At 68.9% G+C, this 21,866-nt stretch carries 19 protein-coding genes and 1 tRNA gene; 9 read left to right on the plus strand and 11 right to left on the minus strand.

Features of this window, described 5'->3' with window-relative positions; translation table 11 throughout:
- Nucleotides 1-124: 124 nt before the first annotated feature.
- From SJY11_RS20265 to SJY11_RS20285, 5 genes are all read right to left on the minus strand, one after another.
- A complete protein-coding gene (locus tag SJY11_RS20265; protein ID WP_376988549.1) occupies nt 125-2,704 on the minus strand; it encodes a chemotaxis protein CheW in 2,580 nt (859 codons plus the stop codon).
- Between the two features lie 212 nt (nt 2,705-2,916).
- On the minus strand, nt 2,917-3,948 hold the full coding sequence (locus SJY11_RS20270; RefSeq protein WP_376988550.1) for a DUF1176 domain-containing protein: 1,032 nt from the start codon (nt 3,946-3,948) through the stop codon (nt 2,917-2,919).
- Nucleotides 3,949-4,103: 155 nt separating this feature from the next.
- Nucleotides 4,104-4,835 carry an aldolase gene (locus tag SJY11_RS20275; RefSeq protein WP_376988551.1) on the minus strand — a complete coding sequence of 244 codons (732 nt, stop codon included), beginning with the start codon at nt 4,833-4,835 and terminating at the stop codon, nt 4,104-4,106.
- 112 nt (nt 4,836-4,947) lie between these two features.
- On the minus strand, nt 4,948-5,490 hold the full coding sequence (gene infC, locus SJY11_RS20280; RefSeq protein WP_376989382.1) for a translation initiation factor IF-3: 543 nt from the start codon (nt 5,488-5,490) through the stop codon (nt 4,948-4,950).
- A gap of 149 nt (nt 5,491-5,639) precedes the next feature.
- Entirely contained in the window at nt 5,640-6,869 is a 1,230-nt protein-coding gene (locus SJY11_RS20285; RefSeq protein WP_376988552.1) for a glycosyltransferase family 4 protein, read from the minus strand.
- Nucleotides 6,870-7,009: 140 nt separating this feature from the next.
- Between SJY11_RS20285 and SJY11_RS20290 the strand changes: the two genes are divergently transcribed.
- Nucleotides 7,010-7,786, plus strand: coding sequence for an alpha/beta hydrolase (locus SJY11_RS20290; RefSeq protein WP_376988553.1), 777 nt, complete (start codon nt 7,010-7,012; stop codon nt 7,784-7,786).
- 27 nt (nt 7,787-7,813) lie between these two features.
- Here SJY11_RS20290 and SJY11_RS20295 read toward each other — a convergent pair whose 3' ends face one another.
- The 5 genes from SJY11_RS20295 to SJY11_RS20315 all read right to left on the minus strand — a co-directional run bounded on the left by SJY11_RS20295 (nt 7,814) and on the right by SJY11_RS20315 (nt 10,537).
- Entirely contained in the window at nt 7,814-8,080 is a 267-nt protein-coding gene (locus tag SJY11_RS20295) for a BQ00720 family protein (RefSeq protein ID WP_305692911.1), read from the minus strand.
- Nucleotides 8,081-8,173: 93 nt separating this feature from the next.
- Nucleotides 8,174-8,611 carry an Hsp20 family protein gene (locus SJY11_RS20300; protein ID WP_376988554.1) on the minus strand — a complete coding sequence of 146 codons (438 nt, stop codon included), beginning with the start codon at nt 8,609-8,611 and terminating at the stop codon, nt 8,174-8,176.
- A gap of 199 nt (nt 8,612-8,810) precedes the next feature.
- A tRNA-His gene (locus SJY11_RS20305) sits at nt 8,811-8,887 on the minus strand.
- Nucleotides 8,888-9,024: 137 nt separating this feature from the next.
- A complete protein-coding gene (locus tag SJY11_RS20310; RefSeq protein WP_376988555.1) occupies nt 9,025-9,987 on the minus strand; it encodes a phasin family protein in 963 nt (320 codons plus the stop codon).
- Between the two features lie 154 nt (nt 9,988-10,141).
- The gene (locus tag SJY11_RS20315) at nt 10,142-10,537 is read right to left on the minus strand and encodes a phasin (RefSeq protein ID WP_376988556.1); all 396 of its coding nucleotides are present in this window, start codon (nt 10,535-10,537) and stop codon (nt 10,142-10,144) included.
- A 267-nt stretch (nt 10,538-10,804) separates the two neighbouring features.
- Here SJY11_RS20315 and SJY11_RS20320 point away from each other — a divergent pair, with 267 nt between their 5' ends.
- Nucleotides 10,805-13,834, plus strand: coding sequence for an ATP-binding protein (locus tag SJY11_RS20320; protein WP_376988557.1), 3,030 nt, complete (start codon nt 10,805-10,807; stop codon nt 13,832-13,834).
- Nucleotides 13,835-13,984: 150 nt separating this feature from the next.
- Here SJY11_RS20320 and SJY11_RS20325 read toward each other — a convergent pair whose 3' ends face one another.
- A complete protein-coding gene (locus SJY11_RS20325; RefSeq protein WP_376988558.1) occupies nt 13,985-14,974 on the minus strand; it encodes a peptidoglycan-binding domain-containing protein in 990 nt (329 codons plus the stop codon).
- A gap of 315 nt (nt 14,975-15,289) precedes the next feature.
- Between SJY11_RS20325 and SJY11_RS20330 the strand changes: the two genes are divergently transcribed.
- The 7 genes from SJY11_RS20330 (at nt 15,290) to SJY11_RS20360 (ending at nt 21,786) form a co-directional block, all read left to right on the plus strand.
- Nucleotides 15,290-15,952: a glutathione S-transferase family protein gene (locus tag SJY11_RS20330; RefSeq protein ID WP_376988559.1), complete on the plus strand. Its 663-nt coding sequence runs from the start codon at nt 15,290-15,292 to the stop codon at nt 15,950-15,952.
- A 116-nt stretch (nt 15,953-16,068) separates the two neighbouring features.
- Nucleotides 16,069-16,986, plus strand: a complete 918-nt coding sequence (locus tag SJY11_RS20335) for a DMT family transporter (RefSeq protein ID WP_376988560.1) — start codon at nt 16,069-16,071, stop codon at nt 16,984-16,986.
- A gap of 151 nt (nt 16,987-17,137) precedes the next feature.
- The gene (locus SJY11_RS20340; protein ID WP_376988561.1) at nt 17,138-18,127 is read left to right on the plus strand and encodes a LysR family transcriptional regulator; all 990 of its coding nucleotides are present in this window, start codon (nt 17,138-17,140) and stop codon (nt 18,125-18,127) included.
- On the plus strand, nt 18,127-18,645 hold the full coding sequence (locus SJY11_RS20345) for a tripartite tricarboxylate transporter TctB family protein (RefSeq protein WP_376988562.1): 519 nt from the start codon (nt 18,127-18,129) through the stop codon (nt 18,643-18,645). Before SJY11_RS20340 ends, SJY11_RS20345 begins: the two co-directional genes overlap by 1 nt.
- 4 nt (nt 18,646-18,649) lie before the next feature.
- The gene (locus SJY11_RS20350; RefSeq protein WP_376988563.1) at nt 18,650-20,149 is read left to right on the plus strand and encodes a tripartite tricarboxylate transporter permease; all 1,500 of its coding nucleotides are present in this window, start codon (nt 18,650-18,652) and stop codon (nt 20,147-20,149) included.
- 64 nt (nt 20,150-20,213) lie between these two features.
- A complete protein-coding gene (locus SJY11_RS20355; protein WP_376988564.1) occupies nt 20,214-21,185 on the plus strand; it encodes a tripartite tricarboxylate transporter substrate-binding protein in 972 nt (323 codons plus the stop codon).
- A gap of 172 nt (nt 21,186-21,357) precedes the next feature.
- Nucleotides 21,358-21,786, plus strand: coding sequence for a DUF1236 domain-containing protein (locus tag SJY11_RS20360; RefSeq protein WP_376988565.1), 429 nt, complete (start codon nt 21,358-21,360; stop codon nt 21,784-21,786).
- The last annotated feature ends 80 nt before the right edge of the window (nt 21,787-21,866 follow it).

Raw genomic sequence — 21,866 nt, forward strand, 5'->3', positions numbered from 1 at the left:
TGCGGGAAGCAAAGATCGACCGCCACGGCAGCCCTTATCAGCCGGGCGATCGAAGGCCGCGCGTATGACAGAAAAGGTGCAGGCTGGCAAGCGCGGGGGTGCGGGCGGGCCCGGCCGCCCCGCCCTACTCCGCCGCCTGGACGAGCGCCGGCCCGCCCTCGCCCTGGAGCCTGGCGCCGAGGCGGTCGACGTCGAGCAGCATCAGCATGCCCCCCGGCTCGCCGCGGGCGTTGCGGGTCGCGACGACGCCGAGCGCGGGAACATCGGTCTTCGAGGTCAGGTCGCGCAGGGGCTGCAGTTCGGAGGCCGCGATCTCGGGGATGATGCCGAGCGCGTCGACGATCAGGCCCAGCGTGCGGCCGGCGGCGCGCACGATGACGATCTGCTGCTCCTCGGAGGAGGCGTCGGGAATGCCGAGCAGCCGGGCGAGACGCAGCACGGGCACCGGCTGGCCCTCATGCAGTTTGTAGCCGGCGAGCAGGCCGTCTCCCGCCTTCTTGGCCGAGGGCTTGAGGCCGGCGATATCGACGGCCTCGATGACGTCGCGGGCGGGGACGCCGAGCCAGTGGCGGCCGATATGGAAGGTCGCGACCTCGAAGGCCTCGACCCCGTCGGCGGGCTTCTGCGCGGCCAGCGCCACCGAGGCGACGCCCGCCGCCGGGCGGGCCGCGCTGTCGGCCGCGACCTCGCCGAGCGGCACGGCGCAGATCGCCACGACATCGGCGCGGTGGCCGTCGCTGGTCTTGTATTCGCGATAGCCCTTGGAGAGCGCGGCGCCGACGGCCATGTGCTTGCCCTCGAAGCTGCGGATGCCGGCGAGATCGCCATCGCGCTCGAGCGCCGCGGCGTCGATCGGGAGCGGGCTTTGCGCGCCCACGGCGAAGCGCGGATCGCTGGAGGAGATGATCCGGCCATCGCCGCCGACCAGCAGCGTGAAGGCGCCCGGCAGGGCGGCGCCCTCCTCGTCGGTGGGCAGGGAATCGGCGAGGATCGCCGAAAATTGCGGTGTCGAGTCGAAGACGATGGCGATGCCGCCGAGCGCCCGCCCCCCGGCCGGGCTCTGGACGGCCGCTGTGTAGATCAGCGTCTCCGCCTCGTCATAAAGCGGCGTCGGCTCGAAGGCGGAGACGGCGTAATGCTGGCCGGTGCGCAAAGCGAGCGTGCGGCCCACCCATTCGGCCTCGAGCGTCTGCCCGACGAGATGCGCTTGCGAAGGCTGCGACACGGCAACGACAATGCCCTGCGCATCGAACAGGATGAGGTTGCTGTAGACGGTGTAGAGCGCGTTGATGGTGGCGAGGATCTCGCCGCAGAGCCTGCGGCCCTCGGGCGAAGGCGCTGCCAGGACGCGGGCAAAGCTCGCATTCAGCGCCCACCAACGGCAGTCATTGGCGCGCTCGTAAAGATTGCGGTCCATCACGTCGATCGCGAAGGCGGCGCGCGAGCGGCACTTCTCCATGATCGCGGCGACGACGGTGCGGTGGAGATCCCCGATCGAGGCATCGCAGACGGCCTGCGTCTTGCGCCCCGCGCTGGAGATCTCCCAGAGCAGGATCTTCGAGAAGGCGGCGTTGGCGGCGGTCGAGCCGGCCTGGCGGATCGAGCCGTTCCAGACCGCGCGGTTGAGATCGCCCTGGATCGCCGCCGCCTGGCGGGAGACGTTGCGCAACTCGCCCGAGAACAGCCCGGCCCGGCTGGTGACCGCCGCGAGCAGATCCTCGCCGATGCCCTTGCCGAGTTCGCCATCGTCCTGGTCGAACGCCGCCTCGAGCGGAATCAGCCCGAGACCGAGCCAGCCCGGCCCCATATAGCCCTGATAGCCCGATGTTTGGCAGGCCATGGCAAGATATTGCCGTCCGCCCAGCCGGATCACCGGGTCGCGCCCCTGAAGCGCGGAGGGCGAGAGCTTCAGCCCCGCCGGCAACTGGATCGGGCAGGAGCCGGCGACGACGTCACCCTCCGGCGAGACGCAGGCCAGCACGGTCCAGTCATGCTCGGGCAAGAGCTTGCGGAAGATGCCCGCCATCTCGTCAGCCAGCCGGAAGACGAGGACGAGGACGCCGAGCGGGCGCTTGGCCGCATCCTCGACGCGCCAGGCATAGACCAGCGCCTTCTCGTCCGCGACGAAGTCGATAAGCCCGTAATGCTCGACATAGGCGCCGGTGGAGGTCAGCGCCTCCGTTACGATCGGGTGGCGGGCCTCCTGCGCGGGATGGGACGCCAGGCGGGCGCGGATCGCGCCCTCGCGGTCGACCAGCACGATATCGGAATAGACCGAGTATTTCGCGACATAGTCGCGGAAGCGCGCCTCGATCGTCGCGCGCGCCTCGGGCGAGACCGGCGCCTCCAGCATCTCGCGGATGTCGGTGTCGGCGGCGAGGAAGCCGATATCGGCCGTGCGCTCGAACAGGTTGCGGACCAGCACGTCGATGGCGTTCTGCGCCTTGATGCGCAGATCGGTCATCGCCTTGTCGCGTGTTTCCTTGGCGAGATGGCCGAGCAGGCTCGCGGTCAGCGTCTCGAAGGCCGAACGCGTGCCCGACATCTCGGTGGCGTTGCCCGAAAGCTGCCCGAGCAGGGTCAGCGTGTCCCAGGAGGCCTGCAGCCGGTCGAAGACCTGCCGGTAATCGTCGATCGCCCGCATGTGCCGGATCAGGCCGGCCAGCGCCGGATCGATCGCAGGTCCCGTCTGTAGCGTAGGCAAGGGCAGGCGCCTCCGGTAGGCCGTCGCCCGCCGGCACGGCACCGGACGAGGGACGCGAGCACACACGGCCAGCCGGACGTGATGCGCGCGGAAGAAGATCACCAAGCGCGGTGATTCGCATCCGCCCGCTCAGGTGTTCGTGCTCAAATTTCAAGCAGGAAGCCCGCATGAGGGGCGCTGCAACCCACCTGCCTTTACGTCATCTCCAGCATTCAGCGCCCGCGATACACGAGCGGGAACTGCTCGGGCTTGCTCGCCTTGCCGTCGCAGGCCACCTTCTCGCGGTACTCGACCAGGACGAACTCGCCGTCGGGCCCGACACGGTGGCGCTCATACACCCCGCAATCGCCCTCGCTGCGGCCGAGCGCGGTGCCGGTGACGGTGCGGGTCTTGACGTTCCATTCCGGCGACATCAGCTCGGCGGGCGCGCTCGTGCGCTTCTTGCCGGGCGGTGCCTTGAAGCTCAGGAAGCGGAGGTTCTGCGCCGGCTCCGGCAGATAGACCAGCGCATAGACGGCGTTCGCCTGGATGTTGAAGCGCTGACAGGGCAGCTGCCAGATCGCCGATTCCTCCGACATCTGGAAGCCGGTGACGCCGGTCTTCAGCATCTCCGGGTCGCAGCCGAAGCGGCTCTTGAGCAGCGCGGGCAGCGTGCGCGGAATCTGGGCCGGCCTCACGGCGTAGCGGCTGAAGACGCCGTCCAGACCGGCGGGGTCAGCCGCAGCCGCCGGCGGGGCCGCCGGAGGCGATGCCGTGGCGGGGGCAGTCATGCAGCCGGCCCCGCCCTTCACGGTCACGCGCGCCTGCTGCTTGCCGGGCATCGACACGGTCAGCGTACCGCTCTCGATCTCGACCGCCTCGCCCTCGATCTCGCCGAGCTTGAGGTCGAGCACCGCAAAGCCGTCGCCCTCGCCGAGCCTGTAGAGCTGGTAGGGGTAGAGGCCGTAGCCGCCGACCTTGCCGCCGATCGCCACGCGCGTCATCAGCAGGACCTTCTCGCCGACCTTGATGCGCGCGGGCTGGCGGGCATGATTCTGGCCGGTCAGCGCTTCGGTGAAGATGAAGGCGTAGCGGTCCTTGTCGGGATCGCGGTTGGCCTGCCACAGCGCGACCGAGCAGCCCTTCGAGCGGTCGACCTCGGCCTTGTCGAACAGCTTCAGCTCAAGCCTGGTCTCGTCGGGCCTGGCCGGCGCCGGGCTCTGGGCGGGCGCGGGCGTCTGGGCCCCGAGCGACCCCGCTGACATGGCTGCCAGCACCAGCGCGGCCCAAGCCGCCGCAACCCCATTCGACCCCATCGGCACTCCCCCCCCGCAGCGGCCGCGCCCGTCGCAGGCGTCGGTCCCCTCGCGGCCACCCTAGTCAAGGACCAGGCCGGCGAGAACCCGAAAGTGACGCTCGGTCAGAGCCCCTCGATGCGCATCAGCGCCTCGAAATGCTTCTCGGACTGGTGGACCAGCACCTGGCGCCATTCGCGCGCGGTCGCCTCGATCTCGGCGTCGGGAATCAGTTTCAGCGGCCGGCCGGTGGACATGGCCAGCACCTGCTGGCGGCAGGCGCGCTCGAGGAAGTAGAGATCGTCGAAGGCGACCGCGACGGAAGGCCCGCCGATGGTGACGCCGTGATGGGCGAGGAAAGTGATGTCGGCCCCGGCTTCGGCCTTGTTGGCGGCGACGATCGCCTCGCCCTCGCTCTCGTCCAGCGCCAGCCCCCCGAAATGGTCGACATAGAGCGTGCGGCCATGGAAGCGGCAGGCGGTCTGATGGGCCATCTCGAGGCGCCCGCCCTCGACCATGGTCAGCGCGGTTGCATAGGGCATATGGACATGTAGCACCGCGACATGGCGCGGATTGGCCTTGTGGGCGGCGATGTGGATGTTGCGGGCGGTGGCCTCGACCTCGCCCTCCCCTTCCAGAACCTGGCCGCGCTCGTCGATCAGCAGCAGGTCGGAGGGCCTCATCTCCGACCAGTGCACGCCATAGGGGTTGATGAGGTAACGCGGCCGGCCGTCGGAACCGTCCGGCAGCGCGACCGAGAAGTGGTTGCAGATCCCCTCGTTCAGCTCGAACTTGGCGGCGAGGCGCAGGGCGGCGGCGAGATCGCGGCGCTGGCTGGTGAGGCTGGGCTTGGTCATGGCGAGGGGCTCGGGGCTCGAAGGGACGGCGCGAACCCAAGCATCGCGGGCCCCGACATGACAAGGCCCGGCACTGAGGCCGGGCCTGATGCCGATTGCATTGCGCGAGCGGTTAGCGCGGCGCCAGCACCATGACCATCTGGCGGCCTTCGAGCTGCCAGTCACTCTCGACCTTCGCCTGCTCGACGAGATCGGCCTTGACGCGCTCCAGCACCTTCACGCCGAGATCCTGGTGGGCCATCTCGCGGCCGCGGAAGCGCAGGGTCACCTTGACCTTGTCGCCCTCCTCGAAGAAGCCGAGCATGGCCTTCATCTTGACGTCGTAGTCATGCTTGTCGATGCCGGGCCGCAGCTTGATCTCCTTGATCTCGATGGTGCGCTGCTTCTTGCGCGCCTCTGCGGCCTTCTTCTGCTCCAGGAAGCGGAAGCGACCGTAGTCGAGAATCTTGCAGACCGGAGGCACGGAGTTGGGGGCGATCTCGACGAGGTCGAGACCGGCATCCTCGGCAATCTTCAATGCCTCGAAGAACGGCACCACGCCACGATTGGCGCCGGTGTCGTCGATAAGCTGGACCTCGCGAACGCCGCGGATGTCGCGGTTGGAGCGCGGACCGTCCTTGGTCGGGGTCGGGGCGGCACGGAAAGGACGACGAATGGCTTTATTCTCCTGTGAACGGCGCGCGCGGCGCCCATCGCCAGACACATTGCACAAAGACGCGCGTTGTCAATGGACGAGGGCCGGCTGCCTGTGACGAATACCCGATAGATCGGGACGATCCGGGTTTTCGGCAAGGGCGGAAGCGTTCAGCCGCCGCCCCGCCCCTCCAGCAGTGCACAATAGACGTCGAGGGTCTCGGCGACCATCGTCTCGAGCGAGAAGTGCCGCTCGACATGGCGGCGCGCCCGCAGGGCGAGATTGTCGCGCGCCGAAGGCCGCAGCGAGAGCGCGCCAGCCAGCGCTTCCGCCAGTGCGGCAGCGTTGCCGGGCTCGACGCGCCAGCCGGTGCGCTCGCCGGGCGGGGTCTGCGGCGGGGCGAGCACGGTTTCCGGCACGGCGCCGAGATCGGAGACGACGACCGGCGTGCCCATGGCCTGGGCCTCGACGGCGACGCGGCCGAAGGCTTCCGGCTCCGTCGATGGCACGGTGACGACGGCCGCGGCCAGCAGGGCGGCCGGCATGTCCGAGCAATGGCCGACGCGGCGCACGCGGCCCTCGAGGCCCGCCTTGGCGATGAGCTGGTCGAGCTCCTTCACATAGCCGTCGCGGCCCTGCGGATCGCCGGCGAGGATAAAGGCGGTGTCGGTGTCGCCGCCGTCGCGCAGGATGCGGGCGGCCTCGATCAGCACGCGCTGGCCCTTCCAGCCGGTCAGCCGGCCCGGCAGCAGGACGATCTGCTGATGCGCGCCGATGCCCCAGGCGGTGCGCAGCGCCTGGATGCGCTCCGGCGCGACGGCCTGGGGCGCGAAGGCCGAGAAGTTGGTGCCCCGGTTGACGACACGGATGCGATCCCGAGCGAAACCATGCCGGGCGAGGATGAGCTCGGCCGTATAGGCGGAGTTGGCGATGACGATGTCGCCGCGCGCCATCACCGAATTATAGAGCGTCTTCACCGCCGAGCGGCTGTTGTAGGAGCCGTGATAGGTGGTGACGAAGGGCAGGCGCAGCAGCCGGGCCGCGGCGAGCCCGACCCAGGCCGGCGCCCGCGAGCGCGCATGGATGAGATCGACCCCCTCGTGCCGGCAGAGCAGCGTGAGCTTGCGGATGTTCAGCGCCATGGCGAGCGGGTTCTTGGCCGCGGCCGGAAAGGGCAGCCAGACGCCGCCCTTGGCCTGGAGTTCGGCCACCAGACGCCCCCCCTCCGTGGCGACCAGCGCCCGGGCGCCAACCTCGGTCAGCCCGCCCGCGATGTCGACGGCCGTGCGCTCGGCGCCGCCCGCCTCGAGCTCCGGGATGATCTGCAGGATCGTGCGACCGACGAGCGGGTGGGACTCGGTCGAGGGCAGGGAGAGATGTGCACCTGGCTGAAAGGACATACTCACCGCTCTGGAACGCCACCCCTGACCAATGCGGGCCGACCCGCGACACATCCGTCCGGCAGGACTATGCCTGCCCGCCGGCCGGATGCGCAGCCTATATTCGCCTGCCGGACCCGATTCGTCACAGGAGATTTGCGTTGGAGCGAGAGGCCCCCCATTGGCTCGAGGTCGGCGAGGGCGCGGAACTGCGCCGTCTCGCCGTGATGTCCCAGCCCGGCGACGGCGTGCCGGTCGTCTGGCTCGGCGGATTCCGCTCGGACATGCGCGCGACCAAGGCCGAAGCGCTCGCCGACTGGGCACGACGGGCCGGCCGGCCCTTCCTGCGCTTCGACTATGCCGGCCATGGCGAGAGCGACGGCGATTTTGCGCGCTGGACGCTGTCGCACTGGCTGGAGGATGCGCTGGCCGTCATCGCCGCCCGCTGCGCGGCCCCGCCGATCCTGGTCGGCTCATCGATGGGTGGCTGGATCGCGCTGCTCGCGGCGCGCCGGCTGCTGGGCACGGCCCTGGCGCCTTCCGGCCTCGTCCTGATCGCGCCGGCGGTCGATTTCTCGGAAGATCTGATGTGGGCCCAGATGCCCGAGCCGATTCGCCAGACCATCCTGCGCGACGGCGTCTGGATGCGGCCGTCGGAGTATTCGCCCGAGCCGACGCCGATCACGCGCGCGTTGATCGAGGATGGTCGCCGCCATCTGATGTTCGGGACGGAGATCAGGACAGGATGTCCCGTCCACATCCTGCAAGGCATGAAGGATCCCGACGTGCCGTGGCGCCAAGCCCTCAAGCTCGTCGAGCATCTCGGCGGCGACCCGGTCGTGCTGACGCTGGTCAGGGACGGGGATCACCGCCTGTCGGGCGCGCAGGATCTCCAGCGCCTCGAGGCAGCGGTCGCGGGGATCGCGACCGCGCCCTGAAGCCATCAGTGCCGCCCCCTGGGCGCGTCAGTGGACGCTGACCATCCGCAGATCGTGCTCCCAGGCGTTGGCGGTGGCCGCCTCGCGGGAATCCGTCACCAGGATCGGCGCGCCATCGGCCGAGAGCAGCGCGAAGAGCTGCAGGCCGGACTGGATTTCCGGCGCCTGCGGGAAGATCCGCAGCAGCTCGTCGGAGGTCATCGACTTGAGATAGGCGACCTCACCGGTCCCCAGCGCCGCGAATTCGGCCGGGGTCAGGGGGGTCGTCCGGATCATCGTGCTGTCTTCGTTCATCGCGCCCTCCTTCAGAGCAGTGCGAGTGCGGTTACAAGAATACGACTGCAAACATGAACGGGTGCAAAAACCGCGCTTGCATCCGCAGAGAGTTCAGACCGGCTCATCGCGGCTCACGATATCGATACGCCGGATCAGCCTTTCGGGTTCCGGGCGGACGAGGTCGATCGCCAGCAGCCCGTTGGAGAGGTCGGCTCCCATCACCTGCATGCCCTCCGCCAGGAGGAAGCTGCGCTGGAACTGGCGCGCCGCGATGCCGCGGTGCAGGAACTGCCGGCTCTTGTCGTCGACCTGGCGACCCCGGATCGTGAGCTGGTTTTCCTCCAGCGTGATCTCGAGCTGGTCCCGCGCGAAGCCCGCGACGGCGAGCGTGATGCGGAGCCGGTCGGGCTCCTCACCCGAACGGACGAGCCGTTCGATGTTGTAGGGCGGGTAACCCTCGTTGGCGCCCTTGGCGACCCTGTCGAGGGCGCGCTCGATGTCGTCGAAGCCGAGAAGAAACGGATGGGACAGACTGGGCGTACGCGTCATTCCCAGGACCTTGCCTGACGGTGCCGGAGCCTCGCGAGAGCGCTCCCGATCGGCCGGGGCCCGCCTTGGCGGCGCCCCGCGGGCGGAAGGCGAAGCCCCTCCGCTTGAGTGACGATATGGCGATCACGGCGGCGGCTTCAAGGGTTCCAGCGGCACCGCCGGGGCGGTCGAACGTCGCGGCGAACCGGGTGGGGACGGGTGGTACAGCCACCCCGGCTTGAACGGGGGACCTCTAGATCCACAATCTAGCGCTCTAACCAACTGAGCTATGGCTGCCCGCACCCGGCGCTTGGCGATCGGTCGCTTTCGCGAGATCGGCGGCGGCGCGGAACCTAGAGCCGACGCCCCGTGATTGCAACCCGGCAAGCGCGGGTTTTTGCAGGAGGCGGGCCGAGGCCCGCCGCGCTCCGGTTTCAGTCCCGCCCGACCGCCTTGCTGGCGATCCGCGCCAGTTCCTTGAGATGCTCCGAATAGGAATCATAGGAGCGGCGCACCGCCTTGGCCTGAAGCGCCACGGCATCGGCGGCACTGTCCGTGCGCGCCAGTTTCTCGACGTCGCCCAGCGTCGCCTTCAGCTCGGCGCAGGCATGGTCGAGCATGCTCGCCTGGAGCGCGCCGAAGGCCTTCGCCATCGCCAGCGTCTGCGTCATCACCGTGGTCGAGGCGATGGCGGCGAATTCCGGCGGGCGCGGCAGCGGCGTCGCGATCAGCGAAGCGGGCGCAGCCGCAGGGGCGGCGACCGGAGCGGCGGGCTTCGGCGGGGCCACGTCGACCGTGCGCGTCACGGTCTCGGCAGCGGCCTGAGCCACCTTGGCCGAAGCAGCCGCAACGGTCTCGACGGCGGCGGTCGCAGCGGCGACGGTCTTCGCGACGGCAGGCGGCGCAGCCGGCACGGCGGCCGTGGATGCGGGCGCCTGGACCTTGGCGGCCGGCTTCGCGGCCGGCGTCTCGCGCCGGACCTTGGTGGAGGCGATCTGGGTCGTGGTGCCCGGCTTGATCGCCCGGGGCGCGATCTTCACGGGCGCCTTCGGTGTCTCGGTCTTGCCAGCCGCGGGCTTGGCAGAGGCGGGCTTGGCGACCGCCGGCGCGGCAGGCGCCGCTTTGGCGACCACAGGCGCGGCGGGGGCAGGCTTTGGCTCGGCAGGCTTGGCCACAGCGGGCTTGGCCTCAGCAGGCGCCGCAACGGGGATCGTCGCAGCGGGTGCGGGTTTCACAGCCGATTCGACCTTGGACTGCGGCGCAGGCGCCGCGACCGGCGCGGGCGACGGAGCCTTGGCGGCCGGAGCCTCGGGCGGCAGGGTTCCCGACAACGCCTTGACGGGCGACAGGCTGATGGGGGCTTTGGACTTGGTCCGGGTCGGTGCGGGCTTGACCATGACGGTTCTCCTTCGGCGCTGACAGGGTGCGGCGGGCGCTGCGCCCGGCTTCCGGTCCTTGAGTATCGCGCCGGGGCTGTCCGGATGGTCAGTTCGGCGCAGGAGCGGCCGCCGCGAAGCAGCGGCCGCGTCCGAGGCGTTGGCGTTCGGGCGATTACTTGGGCTTGGCGGCCTTCGCCACGGTCTCGGCCGTCTTGGTGGCGACCTCCTGAGCGGCGGCTCCAAATTCCTTCAGCTGCGTCTGGAGGGCAGCCATCTGCGCCTTCATGAACTCCGACTGATGCGTCATCACCTCGGTGATGTCCTTGGACTGCACCAGCTTCTGGGCGAGGTCGAAGGCGGCCGCGACGTTGTTCTCGGCGTAGCTGATCGCCTTGCGGGCGGCGTCATGCGTGCTGACGCGGGCCGTCTCGGCCGAGCCATGCGCGGAATCGACGGCCTTGGTGGCCGCGCCGATGAAGCCGTCGAAGGCCTTGCGGGCCTGCTCGACGCTGCGCTCGGCAAAGTCGCGCATCTCGGCGGGAACTTCGTAAGGGGTCTTGTTCGCCATGGGTGGTCCTCCTGTTCGGCGCCGCTGACTGACTGCCTGCCTTGCCGGATCTGCCGGCCAAGGCCCGGTCTCTGTTATTGTGCGGTGCAATATCATTGTTGCGACGCAAAGACAATGATAGCCGCGACGCCCGCAACCGTTAACGCTGTTTCGAACCGGCGGGGGAGAGCGCGGTTCCCTCCATGGCGCGGCGGTGATTTGGCGGCTATTAAGGCTTTGTTAGGCATAATGGCGCCGCCTTGGGGTGCCAACCGAGAGCAACAGGGCATGAGCGAAGCCGGACAGGACTGGACACGGCTGGGCGCGAGCGCGGCGCAGGATGCGACTCTCGCATCCTATGCGGCTGGCGGCGCGCTGCTGCTCTGGGACCGCGACGCCGCGCAGCCCGGCTTCACCAACGCTGCGGCCCGGGTGCTGCTGGCCGGAACCGGCTCGATGCCGGCCACGACGCGCCAGAGGCTGTCGCTGCTGGCGGGCGGCCTCGCCTCGCCGGACCGGCTGCGGCTGGAGCGGCTGCGACTGACCGCGGGCTTCTCGGCCATGCTGGTGACCTGCGGCTGCAAGCTCGTCGCCGCCGCGGACGGGACACCGATCCTGGCGATCGCGGTGCCGGCGGCCGAGTTCCGGCGGCTGGGGATCGCGCTTCCGCAACCCGAGGCCGATCCGTTGCCCCCGCCCGAGGCGCCGGCGCCTGCGACGACGCCGGCCGAGGAGCCGGCGGCGATAGCAACCGCCCCCGCCCGCGCCGTTCGTTTCCTCTGGCAGAGCGATGCGCAGGCGCGCCTGACCAGCCTCTCGTCCAACCTCGCCGAACTCGCGGGCCCCGATGCGGTTGCCCAGCTCGTCGGGCGGCCCTGGGCCGATCTGATCGGCCCGGTGGTGCAGGATCGCAGCGGCGGCCTGCTCGAGCGCCTGACGGGAACGACGACCTGGAGCGGCCACGAGGTGCTCTGGCTCACCGCGACGCCGGGCGAAGGTGCACGGGTCGAACTGTCCGGCGTTCCGGTTCTGGACGCCGCGCGGCAGATCACCGGCTTCCGCGGCTTCGGCCTGGCGCGCCCCGGCGCGCGCGAACCCTTCCCGGTCTTGGCCGAGGTCGCCGGGACGCAACCCGCGGTCGAGACCGTTGCGGACGCACCGGACCCCGCCTGGGATGCGGCCGGCGATGCGGTGACGGCCGACCTGGCGGATATAGAGACGCCGGAACCCGAGGTCATCGAGGCGCTCGACGCGGCCGTCGTCGCGCCGGCACAGGCCGCCTCGCCCGAGGAATTGGCGACGGCCGCCGACGAGGCGCCGCCGCCTGCGCCCGAATCGGCCGAGCCGATCGCCGCGGCGGAGGAGCCGGCAGAGCCCCCCGTCACGAACGCGACGCCAGAGCCGCCGCCGGGCGACGAGGCTCCCGCCGAGGAGAAGCCGGCCCCCGTGCCCGTCACCGCCGCGCCACGCGAGGACGCGCCCTCTCCCGCTCCTTCGTCCGGCAACATCGTGCCGCTGCGCAACGGCCATCTGACCCCTGTGCGGCCGATCATCGAGCCGTCGAAGCCCAATCTCAGCTCGGCTGAGCGCAGCGCCTTCCGCGAGATCGCCAAGGCGCTGGGCGCCCGTATTGCCGGCGACGACGAGCCGGCCGCGCCCCGCCTGCCGCCCGCCGCACCGCTGCGGCTGAAGGAGGCCGAGGCCGAGGCCGCCGAGGGCGAGAGCGATGCGGCACCGGCGAGCCCGGCGCCGGAGCCGGTCGCCACGGCCCGGCGCCTGCCGAACTCGCATGCGGATCTGCTCGACAAGCTGCCGATCGCGGTGCTGGTCAACCGCGACGACACCGCGCTTTACGCCAACCGCACCATGCTCGACCTGCTCGACTATGCCGATCTCGACGACCTCGCCTCGGGCGGCGGCGTCAGCCGGCTGATCAAGGAGGCGACCCGCACCGATGGCGGCGCGATGATCCTGATCGACCGGCTGGGCCATCTCGTCCGGGTCGATGCGGTGCTCTCCAGCCTTTCCTGGCAGGGCGAGCCGGCGACGCTGATGGCTTTCCGCCACCCCAAGGGCGGCGGCGAGGTCAAGGCGCTCACCCCGGAGGAGGCCGAGGAGGCGGAACTGGCGGCCGAGTTCGAGGCCGAGGACACCGAAAGCGCCGCCCGGGTCGAGGCGCTGCGGCTGGATGCGGGGGTCCGCGACGCGCGCATCGCCGAACTGGTCGCGATGCTCGATACCGCCACCGACGGCGTCGTCACAGTGGACGAGCGCGGCCGCATCCTCTCGCTCAACAAGACCGCCGAGGCGCTGTTCGGCTATGACCAGCGCGAGGTCACCGGCGAGTTGTTCACCCTGCTCTTCGCGGCCGAGAGTCATGCGCCTGCGCTGGACTATCTCGAGGGGTTGAAGGGCGGCGGCGTCGCCTCGGTGATGAACGACGGCCGCGAGGTCGTCGGCCGCGTGCGCCAGGGCGGCAAGATCCCGCTGTTCATGACCATGGGCCAGATCGCGGAGGGGACGGAGCGGCGCTTCTGCGCGGTGCTGCGCGACATTACCGCCTGGAAGAAGACGGAAGGCGAGCTGGTCGAGGCGCGCAAGGCGGCCGAGAAGGCCAGCGCCCAGAAGTCCGACGTGCTGGCCAAGATCAGCCACGAGATCCGCACGCCGCTGAACGCGATCATCGGCTTTGCGGAGGTGATGGCAGAGGAGCGCTTCGGGCCGATCGCCAATGAGCGCTACAAGGAATATCTGCGCGACATCCACCAGTCGGGCGGCTACGTCATCAGCCTGGTCAACGACCTGCTCGACCTCGCCAAGATCGAGGCCGGCAAGCTCGATCTCGACTTCGTCAGCGTCAACCTCAACGAAATCGCGCTCTCGGCGGTCAGCCTGCTGCAGCCGGAGGCGCAGCGCGGCCGCGTCGTGCTGCGCTCAGGGCTCTCGCCGAAGCTGCCGCCGGTCGTCGCCGACCAGCGCTCGATTCGGCAGATCGTGATCAACCTGCTCTCCAACGCGGTGAAGTTCACCGATGCCGGCGGACAGGTGATCATCTCCACCGCGCTGGGCGACCAGGGCGAGGCGATCCTGCGCGTGCGCGACACCGGCATCGGCATGGACGACAAGGAAATCGAGCTCGCGCTCGAGCCCTTCCGCCAGGTGCCGACGACGCGGCGCGCCGGCGGCACGGGCCTGGGGTTGCCGCTGACCAAGGCGCTGGTCGAGGCCAACCGCGCGGCGATGTCGATCACATCCGTCAAGAAGGAAGGCACGCTGGTCGAGATCACCTTCCCGCCGCAGCGCGTGCTGGCAGGTTAGGCTGGGGGGTTACTCTGGCTCTGCCCGATGGGCTCGCGGCAGGACGTCACGCTCGCCCCATGGGCGCCTCAGCGCCGCGCAGCTGGTTCGATCGTAGCGCTCTGTCGGCACCGACCAGACGCTCGCGGCCAGGCATCGGCTCCTGCCCTATCAGTTGTAACAGGACAGGATGCTCTCGGGACGCTTCTGCTTGGCCATGCCCCACTCGTGGAGAAGCTTGGCGCCCATGTTGCTGTCGCCATGGACGTTGTAGACATTGCTGATCGAGTTCAGCGCGCCTTCGATATCGTAATCGAGCGCCAGGACGACCTTCCGGATGGCGTTCTGTTGGGTACGCTTGCTTGGTGGCAGCCGCATGATGTTGCGCTGAAGTGTTTCTGCGGCGCTCAACTCCAGATCCTCGACGATCGCGCCTCCCGAGTATGACAGGGGCCCCATGCCCAGGGCGTATTGGCGTGGATAGTCCGTTCCTCCCTTGGAGATGTAGCTGTCGTCGACCCGCTTCCCACCAATCCACTCGCCGCGGATCTTCTTCTTGATCTTCAACATCAGGCAGGCGACGCGCTTGCGCTGCTGCGTGTTGGGATAGACCTGCGGTTTGAACTGGATTTCATAGATGATGGCGTTGACGACCCGCTCCATCCGCTTTTCTGGTGGCAGCGGGTCGATCTGCGGCGGCTTGACCGGCGGCTTGGGCTTCTTCGGCGGGGTGCCAGCGGTTACATGCCCCGGCGGCACCAGGCCACTTCGCGCCATCAGCCTGACTTCTGTCTGGGCACCGATCCAGCCATCGTCGACCAGTCCCTCATAGGCCTGGAAGGATTTCACCGAGGCCTTGCTTTCCGTGCTCATCGTCCCGGTGATGGGCGCGCCCATGCTGGCGCCGACAGCGTTAAGCGCGGCCTGCGCCCAAGCGACGTATTCGGGCGTCAGATGGTTGGCTTTGATCAAGGCGTTCTGCTCGGCGACCCCGACCTGAGCAGAGGGGCCCAGCGCATAGCCGAATTTGAACTCCTTGACCTGATCGCGATACGGCTCGCTGTCGATACCATCGCTGATCAGCGAACAGCCGAGCAACCGGTTCAGCGACCGTTGCACCCAGCCGATATACTGTTTCGGTGTGATTGAGGCGGTGGCCATGGCATCTCCCCATCTCTGGTTCGGCTCGGTTCACGCGGCCCGGTATCGACCTAGGCCCCTTTTCAGGCTTCGCACGCTCCATCGCTCCGGCTCCCGCTGAGCCGGCCTTGCTGGTTCACTACCGTTGTTCCGCGACGATGAACTCCTTCGATTGCAGGATGGTCCGGCCAAAAGCTGTCCTGTAAACCCATCGGGCGTCGGCACGACCGGAGGCAAAGGCAAAGCGAGGTCGAAACGCCCCCTCCCCCTTCGCGCCCGCCCCGACTCTCCTGTAAGACCGGAGCGCTCGAACCCTCCTCCGAAGGCTGCCTTCCCATGACCCTGACGATCTATGGCTGCTACCGCTCGCGCGCCTCGCGCAACATCTGGCTGGCCAATGAGCTCGGCCTGACCTTCACCCATGTCCCGGTGATCCAGGTCTACCGCCTGCCCGACCCGAATGCGCCGGGCGCACCGATGCATACGCAGAGCCCGGAGTTCCTCGCGGTCAATCCGAAGGGGCAGATCCCGGCCATCGACGATGGCGGGTTCAAGCTGCAGGAATCGCTCGCCATCAACCTCTATCTCGCCCGCAAGCATGGCGGCCCGCTGGCGCCGAAGGATGCGCAGGAGGAGGGGCTGGCGGTGATGTGGTCGCTCTGGGCGAGCACGGCGGTGGAAAGCCATGCGCTCAACATCAACTACCACATGGCCGCCTATCCGCCGGAGAAGCGCGACCCGAAGCTCGTCGAGGCGGCGCTGGCGGCCCTGCCCACTCCCTTTGCCGCGCTCGACAAGGCGCTCGCCGCAGGCGGCGGCTTCGTCATGGGCGGGCGCTTCACGGTGGCCGACATCAACGTCGCCGAGATCATCCGCTACGCCAAGCCGGCGGCGCAGCTCTTCGCGGCGGCGCCGCATGTGAAGGCCTGGCTCGACGCCTGCCATGCCCGCCCCGCCTTTCAGGCGATGTGGACGGCGCGGGACGCGGAAGCCGCCTGAGCCGCGCCCTCGATCTGCATGACGCAGGACAGAATCCGGGTGGCCGTCTCGCCACCCGGAGCCTACTGACGCGGGATGACGGTCCGGGACGGACAGATGCCGCGATGACGATGCCCATGCCTGCCGCGCCTGCGCGGATGTCCATGCCCGACTGGCTGATGCTGGCCGGGCTTTCCGTCCTGTGGGGCGGCTCGTTCTTCTTCAACGCGCTGGCGCTGGCACAATGGCCGCCGCTGCCGGTGCTGCTCGTCCGGGTCGGGCTGGCGGCGCTCGCGCTGCTGCTCGTGGTGCGGCTGGCGGGGCTGTCGATGGCGGTCGGCCGGAGCCTCTGGCTCGCCTTCTTCGGCATGGGCGTGCTCAACAACCTGATCCCGTTCAGCCTGTTTCTCTGGGGTCAGCAGCAGATCCCGAGCGGGCTCGCCTCGATCCTGAACGCGATGACGCCGATCTTCACGGTGCTGGTCATGCATCTTTTTGGCGGCGAGCGCGCGACGGGGCGCAAGATCGCCGGCATCGCCGCGGGCTTCGCGGGGGTGGCGATCCTGATCGGGCCGGACGCGCTGACGGGGCTCGGGCTCAACCTGCTGGCGCAGCTCGCCTGCATCGGGGCGACCGTGTCCTACGCCTTCTCGGGACTCTACGGCCGCCGGTTCCGCGCCTTGCCGCCGCTCGTCAGTGCGGCGGGGCAACTCAGCGCCTCGACGCTGATGACGCTGCCGATCGTGCTCCTGCTCAACCCGCCCTGGACCCTGACCCTGCCCACGGCTCAGACGGCGTTCGCGCTGCTCGGCCTGGCGCTGGTCTCGACGGCGCTGGCCTATGTCATCTTCTTCAGGATCATGCGCTCGGCAGGGCCGACCAATGTCGTGCTGGTGACCTTCCTGATCCCGGTCAGCGCCATCCTGCTCGGGGTGGGTCTGCTCGGCGAAACCCTGCTGCCGCGGCATTTCGCCGGCATGGCGGCGATCTTCGCGGGGCTGGCGCTGATCGACGGACGGGTGCTCGGCCTCATCCGCGCGCCGCGCCGTGGCTGAACCGGACACATCCGGACACGCCAGAGTTTATTGCCCAAAAATTATGAATTGTTCTAGGGTGGCTTTCGCGGCATGAGCCGCTATCGGCTCTAGCGACAAACACTGGAAGATATCGGGAAACGATACGCCAGAGGGGACCAGAGGGACACCCATGGACATCAGGCATCTGCGATGTTTCATCGCAGTGGCGGAGGAGCTTCATTTCGGCCGGGCCGCGGAGCGGCTGGGCCTGGCTCCCCCTGCCCTCTCCCGCCAGATCAGCACGCTGGAAGAAGAGCTCGGCTGTGTCCTGCTGACCCGCACGACGCGGCAGGTCGCGCTGACGCGGGCGGGGCTGATCATGCTCGAGGAGGCCAAGAGCATCCTCACCCGGATGGACCACGCCTCCCGCGCCGTGCGGGAAGCCTCGTTGGCTTCCGGCAAGATGCTGCGCATCGGCGCGATCGACGCCGCCTCCTCCAGCTTCGTTCCCGAGGCGCTCGTCGCCTTCCGCGAACGCTATCCGGGCATCCAGATCAAGTTCGTGGAGGCGATGACCGCGCCGCTCGTGCAGATGCTGGAAGCCGGCAAGCTCGACCTCGCCTTGACCCGGCCGCCGCGCAAGCCGACCGACTGCGCCTTCGAGGTGCTGCGCGTGGAGCGGCCGATCGTGGTCCTGAACGAGGCGCATCCGCTGGCGGCGCGCGAGCATCTGACGATGCAGGATCTCGTGGGAGAGCCCTTCGTCGTGCCCTCCAAGCGGATCCGGCCCTTCGCCTATGATCTGGTGATGGCCTATTTCGAGAGCGTCGGAGCGGTGCCCAACGTCACCCTCGAGGCGACCGAGAAGCCGGCGATGATGTCTGCGGTGGCCGCCGGCCTCGGCATGGCGCTGGCGCCGGACTGGGTGTCGCGCCTGAGCTTCCCGGGGGTCACGATGCGCCGGCTGCGCGGCGCGCTGCTCGTCCCGCCGCCGCCCGGCGCTCTGGTCGGCATCGCCTGGCGGCCGCAGCAGCGGCTCGATGCCCGCGACGATTTCCTCGCCATCCTGCGCGAGAGCGTCACCCTGATCGACGAGCGGCAGGTCCTGCCCTTCGCCATCCCTGTCACGAAGCTGAAACGAACGACCCGCCTCGTCGGGTCTGCAGTCGGAGGAGCCTGATGAGTTTGAACCAGATGGAACGGGCGCGCGGCCTGCGCATTCGCTCGTCACAGGACATGGGCGCCGGGCTCTTCATGATCCTGCTCGCCGGGCTCGCCTTCGTGCTGGCCCGCGACCTGCCGATCGGCACGTTGCGCCAGATCGGGCCGGGCATGCTGCCGAAGTCCTTCGCCGTGATCTGCGCCACGCTGGGGCTGCTGCTGTGCATCACCTCGCTGCGCTACAACGGCGAAAAGCTCTCCGGCTGGTCCTGGCGCGGCGTCTTCTTCGTGCTGGGCGCCGCCTGCGTCTTCGGGCTGACGATCCGTGGCTTTGATATCGGGCCGATCCACGTGCCTTCGCTCGGGCTGCTGGTCTCCGGACCGCTGGTCATCCTGATTTCGGGCCTGGCCGCGTCCGACCTGCGATGGAAGGAGTTGGTCATCTTCAGCGTGGCGATGTCGACCGCCTGCATCCTCCTGTTCAAATATGCGCTGAGCCTGCCGATTCCGCTGGCGCCCTGGCTGCTGGGAATCTGATCCGATGGATATGTTCTCCAATCTTTCGCTGGGCTTCAGCGTCGCGCTCTCGTTCCAGAACATCGCGCTGTGCTTCGTCGGCTGTCTCGTCGGCACGCTGATCGGCGTCCTGCCCGGCGTCGGGCCGATCGCGACGATCTCGATCCTGCTGCCGATCACCTTCGGGCTCGATCCGACAGGCGCGCTGATCATGCTGGCGGGCATCTATTACGGTGCCCAATATGGCGGCTCGACCACGGCGATCCTGGTCAACATCCCCGGCGAGGCGACGGCGGTCGTCACCACGCTGGACGGCCACCAGATGGCCAAGCAGGGCCGCGCCGGCGTCGCGCTCGGAACCGCCGCGCTGGGCTCCTTCTTCGCCGGCTGCGTCGCGACCGTGATCATCGCCGCGCTCGGCGCGCCGCTGACGAAGCTCGCTTTGCTCTTCGGCCCGGCCGAGTACTTCTCGCTGATGGTGATGGGCCTGTGCTTCGCAGTGGTGCTGGCGCGCGGCTCGATCCTCAAGGCCTTCTGCATGATCATGCTCGGCCTGCTGCTCTCCACAGTCGGAACCGATCTCGAGACCGGGCAGGAGCGCATGACCTTGGGCTTCCCGCCCCTGGCCGACGGCATCGACTTCGCCGTTCTGGCCATGGGCGTGTTCGGCTTCGCCGAGGTGCTGCGCAACCTCGAGAGCCCGGAGGCGCGCGACGTGGTGCGCACCAAGATCGGCCGGCTGCTGCCCGACTGGAACGACATCAAGCAGTCGATCAATCCGGTGCTGCGCGGCACCTTCATCGGCGGCACGCTCGGCATTCTGCCGGGTAACGGTGCGGTGCTGGGGCCGTTCGCCAGCTATACGGTCGAGAAGAAGCTCGCCAAGGATCCGTCGCGCTTCGGCAAGGGCGCGATCGAGGGCGTCGCCGGCCCCGAATCGGCCAACAACGCCGGCGCGCAGACGGCCTTCATCCCGCTGCTGACGCTCGGCATTCCGCCGAACGCGGTGATGGCGCTGATGGTCGGCGCCATGACGATCCACGGCATCATCCCCGGCCCGCAGGTGATGACGAAGAACCCGGAGCTGTTCTGGGGCATGATCGCCTCGATGTGGATCGGCAATCTGATGCTGCTCGTCATCAACCTGCCCCTGGTCGGGCTGTGGGTGAAGCTGCTGCAGGTGCCCTACCGCCTGATGTTCCCGGCGATCCTGATCTTCTGCTGCATCGGCATCTACTCGGTGAACAACCAGCCGATGGACGTCGCCTTCACGGCCCTGTTCGGCCTGTTCGGCTATCTGCTGATCAAGCTCGGTTTCGAGCCGGCACCGATGCTGCTGGGCTTCGTGCTCGGCCGACTGATGGAGGAGAAGCTCAGGCAGGCGCTGATCATCTCGCGCGGCTCGTTCATGACCTTCCTGGAGCGGCCGATCTCGGCCGGGCTGCTGCTCGTGGCGGTCGCCGTGCTGGTCATCGCGCTGCTGCCCTCGATGGCGAAGAAGCGCGACGAAGTCTTCACCGAATGAAGGGCTTGCCGCGCACCGCGCGGCGCCCCACCTTGCCTGCAACCATAACGAGGAAGGAACCGCTATGAAGAAAACCGTACTCGGCCTCGCCGCCGCCATCTCGCTCGCCCTCGCCGGTGGCGCCGCCGCCCAGGGCTATCCGACCAAGCCCGTGACGATGATCGTTCCGTTCGCCGCCGGCGGGCCGACCGACATCATCGCGCGCATCGTCGGCGACCACATGTCGAAGACGCTCGGCCAGCAGGTCGTGATCGAGAACGTCGCGGGTGCCGGCGGCACCACCGGCATCACCCGTGCGATGACCGCGGCACCGGATGGCTACACCATCGCGATGGGCCATCTCGGCACCTTCTCGGCGGCGCCGGCCACCTATCCGAACCTGAAATACGATCCGATCAACGGCATCCAGCCGATCGGCCTGGCCGGCGGCACGCCGATCCTGATCGTCGCGCGCAAGAACCTCGAGGCGAACGACCTGAAGTCCTTCGTCGCGGCGGTGAAGGCCAATCCGGACAAGTTCAACGAAGCCCATGCCGGCCTCGGTTCGGTCTCCTGGACGACCTGCACCCTGCTGAAGGGCCAGCTCGGCGTGCCGAAGCTGAACGCCGTGGCCTATCGCGGCACCGGCCCGGCGCTGAACGATCTCGTCTCCGGCCAGATCGACTTCATGTGCGACCAGATCGTGAGCGTTTCCGAGCAGATCAAGGCGGGAACGATCAAGGCCTTCGCGGTCGCCTCGGCGCAGCGTTCGCCGGCCCTGCCGAACGTGCCGACGACCACGGAAGCCGGCCTGCCGGAATACCAGATCGAGGCCTGGAACGGTCTGGCCGCGCCGAAGGGCACGCCGAAGGAGGCCGTGGACAAGCTTGTCGACGCGCTCAACAAGGCGCTGAACGACGAGAACACCAAGAAGCGCCTGCTCGATCTCGGGGCCGTCATCCCGACCGCGACGGACCGCACGCCGGAGGGCTTCGGCGCCCTGATCAAGCGCGACGCCGCCAAGCTCGAGCCGGCGCTGAAGAACGCGCCGCGCTAGGCCTCATCAGACCGAGCGTCGCGACGGCGGGCCCCCCTTGGGCCCGCCGTTTCCGTTCGTGACGTCCGCGGCCGACCTGTAACGGACGGACATCGATCGTGACCGATCGTCGCGGAACCGCCCAAGCTGCCGAAGGTTCTCACCCCGAACTTTCTCTCGGAAGGAGAACACCATGATCAAGAAACTCGCTCTCGTCGCCGCCCTCGTGGCCATCCCGGCCACGGCCTTCGCCCAGACCCAGCAGCCCTCGGGCGGCGCCACGGGCGGCGCGGTCAGCGGCGCGACCTCGGGCGCCATCGGCGGCGCGATCGTGGGTGGCCCTGTCGGCGCGGCTGTGGGCGGCGTCGGCGGCGCGATCGTCGGCGCCATCATCGGCGATGCGGCGTCCCCGAAGTTCCGCACCTATGTCGTGGAGCAGGACGTGCCGTCCTATACCTATCGCGAGCAGGTTGCGGTCGGCGCGGTGCTGCCGGAAGACGGCGTGGTCTATCGCGAAGTCCCGGCCGAATACGGCGTGCAGGGCTATCGCTACACCGTGGTGAACGGCCGGACCGTCCTGGTCGAGCCGCGCACGCGCCGGATCGTCCAGATCATCGAGTAAGACGGTCCACGCCGCGCGGCGTCCGACGCCCCGTCAGCCCGGCCAGAGGGCCCGCTCCCGACAGGGGCGGGCCTTTTGGA

The organism is Allobosea sp. R86505, from assembly GCF_042466375.1.
Lineage (GTDB): Bacteria > Pseudomonadota > Alphaproteobacteria > Rhizobiales > Beijerinckiaceae > Allobosea.